Source organism: Crenobacter luteus (assembly GCF_004345725.1).
In the GTDB taxonomy this organism is placed as follows: domain Bacteria; phylum Pseudomonadota; class Gammaproteobacteria; order Burkholderiales; family Chromobacteriaceae; genus Crenobacter; species Crenobacter luteus.
The window spans coordinates 1-3,589 of record NZ_SLXG01000046.1 but is presented as its reverse complement, the minus strand read 5'-3'; the positions used below and the strand labels follow the sequence as shown (position 1 = coordinate 3,589).

The 3,589-nt window shown below is 68.2% G+C and carries 4 protein-coding genes; 1 reads left to right on the top strand and 3 read right to left on the bottom strand.

The window, feature by feature from the left end; genetic code table 11:
- The coding region (locus tag EV683_RS14095) for a transposase (protein ID WP_131863213.1) at positions 1-106 on the top strand (106 nt) is incomplete at its 5' end.
- 33 nt (positions 107-139) lie between these two features.
- Here EV683_RS14095 and EV683_RS14090 read toward each other — a convergent pair.
- The 3 genes from EV683_RS14090 to EV683_RS14080 are packed head-to-tail and all read right to left on the bottom strand — an operon-like array spanning position 140 to position 3,300.
- Positions 140-463, bottom strand: a complete 324-nt coding sequence (locus tag EV683_RS14090) for a YdbL family probable chaperone protein (protein ID WP_066609537.1) — start codon at positions 461-463, stop codon at positions 140-142.
- A 9-nt stretch (positions 464-472) separates the two neighbouring features.
- On the bottom strand, positions 473-652 hold the full coding sequence (locus EV683_RS14085) for a YnbE family lipoprotein (RefSeq protein ID WP_066609536.1): 180 nt from the start codon (positions 650-652) through the stop codon (positions 473-475).
- A 23-nt stretch (positions 653-675) separates the two neighbouring features.
- Entirely contained in the window at positions 676-3,300 is a 2,625-nt protein-coding gene (locus tag EV683_RS14080; RefSeq protein ID WP_131863212.1) for an intermembrane phospholipid transport YdbH family protein, read from the bottom strand.
- Positions 3,301-3,589: the final 289 nt, after the last annotated feature.

The following is a 3,589-nucleotide window of genomic DNA, read 5'->3' as shown; positions in this document are numbered from 1 at the left end:
AGGGATCAACAACCGGATCAAGGTGATGAAGCGCATGGCCTATGGCTACCGGGACAGCGAGTACTTCTTCCTGAAGATCAGGGCCGCTTTCCCCGAGAATCCGTGAAGAACCAGATTTTTGCCGGCCGCTCCGGGCGCGCTATTTCTTGATCCACTGGCCGTCGGGGGTTTTGACGTAGGTTCCCGGTGCCGTCTTTTCTATCGCCTTCTGACCGGCCAGGATCGCCACTTGGTCCAGCGTGGCGCCGTTTTTCCTGGCGATCGCCTCGTAGGCGGCGCGGCGCTTGGCGTTGATGTCCGCCGCCAGCGCCACCGCATCCGGGGTGGCCTTGACCACGCCCAGATAACCGTTGGGTTGCTCTCCCACCAGTCCTTGCGACTTGGCGCTATCGAGGTCGAGCGCCATCGCCCATGCGCTGCAGACCAACAGCAGCATCGTCAGCAATAGTTTTGTCGTTTTCATGGTAGTCCCCTAGAACAGCGCGCTGTCTTGGCTGATGAGTTGTTCGACGTCCTTCTCGACCTTGAGACGGATCTCGTGGTCGATCTTTACGTTCAGGTTGATGGTGATCGGCTCTTTGGGGGCCTCGAGCGCGACCCGCGGGGTGCAGGCTGCCACAGGCAGCAAGGCGAAAAGCCAGACGGGTTTCATGGTGGATCATCCTTCGTGTGCTGTCAGCGTGAGCCGTCGACCGGCTTTCGCTCCATTATCCGCCGGGATATCTCGTCGCCGATGCGCAGGCTGCGCAATAGCTCGAGCACATTTTCCCGGTGCGTGTAGTTGAGTATGACCGGAAGGCTGCCTTGTTGCGGATTTTGCCCCTTGATGGTCACCGCGGCGTCCAGCCAGCCGTCCGGGCTCATGTCCAGGCGTGCCTGCAGGTCGTGGATCGCCAGCTCGCTGAGCGCATTCAGCGCCAGCCCCGCCGTGTGGTGCGAGTCCTTGATGGCGCCGACACCGGCAGAGGGTCGGACCTTCAGGAGCAACGGGCCCTCGTGGCTCAAGCGTCCGCCTTGCAGGGCGAGCGAGTCCTTCGTCAGCCGCAGCGGCAGAACGCCGCCCACACGACCGGCAAGCCGGACGGTCGGCTCGGGGTCGTTCTGCAGTGCGGCGACCTCGGCAAGGTCGATACGGCTAATCGTCACCGGCTGGTACCGCAGGGACGGCCATTGCAGCGCCGCAGCCTCCAACCGGCCACCGAGGATCCCGGCTTGGACGTCGGTGAAATGCCAGGTGCTCAGGTCGGACTGCACCGTCATGCGGACATCGCGCAGCAGGGTGCCGACCTGCAGCTCGGCCAAGGTAACGGGGCCGTTGCTGCTAAGACTCAGGCCGTCGCCTCGCCGTTCGATATGCACGCGCCCCTTGCCGCCCGAGGCCCGGATGCTCCCCCAGTCCAGCGCCAGTCCAGACACGCTGACATCACCCTGTAGCCGCAGCTCGTCCCTCCATTGCCAACGGCCTTGGCCTTCGAGCCGTCCCTGCTGCAAGGTGACGCCGAGACCGCGGCTCATGGCAGCGGACAAGGGCGTCGCTATCTCCAGTGTGCCTTCCGCGCCGGTTTTCCTGCCGCTGCCGACCCTTGTCGCGGTCAGCGCCAGTTCGGTCTGCCAGGTCGGGACGCGCAGCCGGGCCCGGCCTTGCCGTCCGGCGATGGCAACCTGCCCGGTGACGGCAGGCAGTCCCCAGCGCGCCGCCACGGCGCCGCCTGTATCGAGTCGCAAGGTTCCGGATGCCCCGGTGGGGGTGAAGCGCAGCGGTGTGACGGCGGAAACGACGACCGGCTTGAGCAGTACGTCGCCGATCAATCCTTCGGCAACCGTGGCGCGACTGCCCGCGGCCAGAAACCACTGCGTCCCCCTGCCGTGCCAGCGGGCGGAGACGCTCACGGTGCCTCCTCGCGAGTGAAGCGGGGAGCGGACGCTGCCCTCGACGATGCCTTCCCACCGCCCGCGCTCGTGGCGGGCGCTGAGCGTCCCCGACAGGGGGGCGCCGCGATAGCGGCCGCTGAAACGGGCGTGCACCGGCCAGTGCGGTGCGCGCAGGCCGGCCACCGGCAAGTGCAGCGACAGCAGAAGGTCCGTTCCGCTGACCGTCAGCCTGGCCGGCTCGCCGGCGGGGCCGGCGGCGTCGATGCGGCCTTGCCACGCGCCGCTGAGCGCATGGCCGGCCGTCCTGCCTGTCAGTTCGAGCCGTCCTTGCCAGTGCCAGCGGGCTTGCTGCCACGACAATAAGCTGTCGACGGTTTTTAAACGGAGCTCCCCGTGCCGTAGCTCGGCGGAAATGCTGCTTTCGCCGCTCGACGCCAGCGGCAGCGCCAGCGGACGGGGCCAGCTCAGACTCAGCCCCTCGGGCAGCGTGAGTGTCGCCGGCAGCAAGTCCAGCGCCTGCCGGTTCCAGCGCAACGGTACCGTACCGGCGAGTCCCGGCCCCGCCAGCGTCAGCATGCCTTGCCCGCGCGCCACGCCCGTGCCCTCGGTATCGAGGGACAGCCGTACGCTGCCCTGCGGTCCTGCCGCTCTGAGGTCCAGGCTCAGGGCCGTCACGCCGCCCGGGTCGCCGCTGGCCCGCAGCGCCTGACTGGCTTCTAGGCTCCAGCCGTCCCCGAGCGCGAGCGGCGCGTCCAGCGTGGCGAGCAAGCGCCACCGTCCGGCGGCGATGCCGGCCTCGAACGTCGCACCGGTGCGCCGTGCCAGTTTGCTGTGGCCCAGTTGTCGCCCCTGCGCCCGAAAGGCGCCGTCGAGGCGGTCCCCCCGCCAACTGCCCTTGCCGGTGAAGGTCAGCGCGCCGACGAAGCCCGGCGCGATGTCGCCCGCCTGGATCCGCCCTTGCGCGCTCCAGCGGCCGGACATCCGGTCGTAGACCGCGACCGCCTCGCTGCGCTGGTGTCGGGCTCGAGCCTGCCAGCGTTGTTCGCGCTGACGAATGGCCACCGCCATGGGCGGCAGACCGGGGGCGGAGAGTGCGCCGATCGAAAGGTCGAAGGGCGGCGTCCAGGGCGGCGCGGTCGGGACTGCCGCGACGGGCTTGCAGGCGAACAGCGTCATGCTGGGTGCATCGACGGTCAGCGGCCGCCAGCGGGTGATTCGCAAGCTTTCACCCTGCGCCTGCACGCAGCCGTCGTCCTGCAGCCATCGCCACTGCGTCAGCACCGGCCCATCCTGCCAGCCCAGCCCCCGGGCGCGGAGGCCGTACGCATACGCCGCGACCGCCGCCGCGAGCAGCAGCCATAGCGGCAGCAGCGCCAGCGCGATCAGCCAGCTGGACTTGCAACGTACAAATGCCGGACGAGAAACCATGCCGAATCGTCACTCCTGCAACGCGCGGTCCGTGGGCACCGCGCGATCACGTTCTCCTGTCCTTGAGCATATACGGGAGGAGGGCTGCAGCGCGCGACAGCCTTGCGCGGCGACGGCCGCCGCGCGTTTCCGGGTGCGCGGGCAAACCGGGTCGGCGGGGCGGCCAGGATGTCCCTGCAGGACGGCGAGCCTTTAGAGCCGCTAACAAAACCGCTCGACAAAGCGTAAGCAGATCAAGGCACAAGCCAGCTTGAGCAAGGCGTAATGCGTGTCCAGCCGCCGCTCGAAG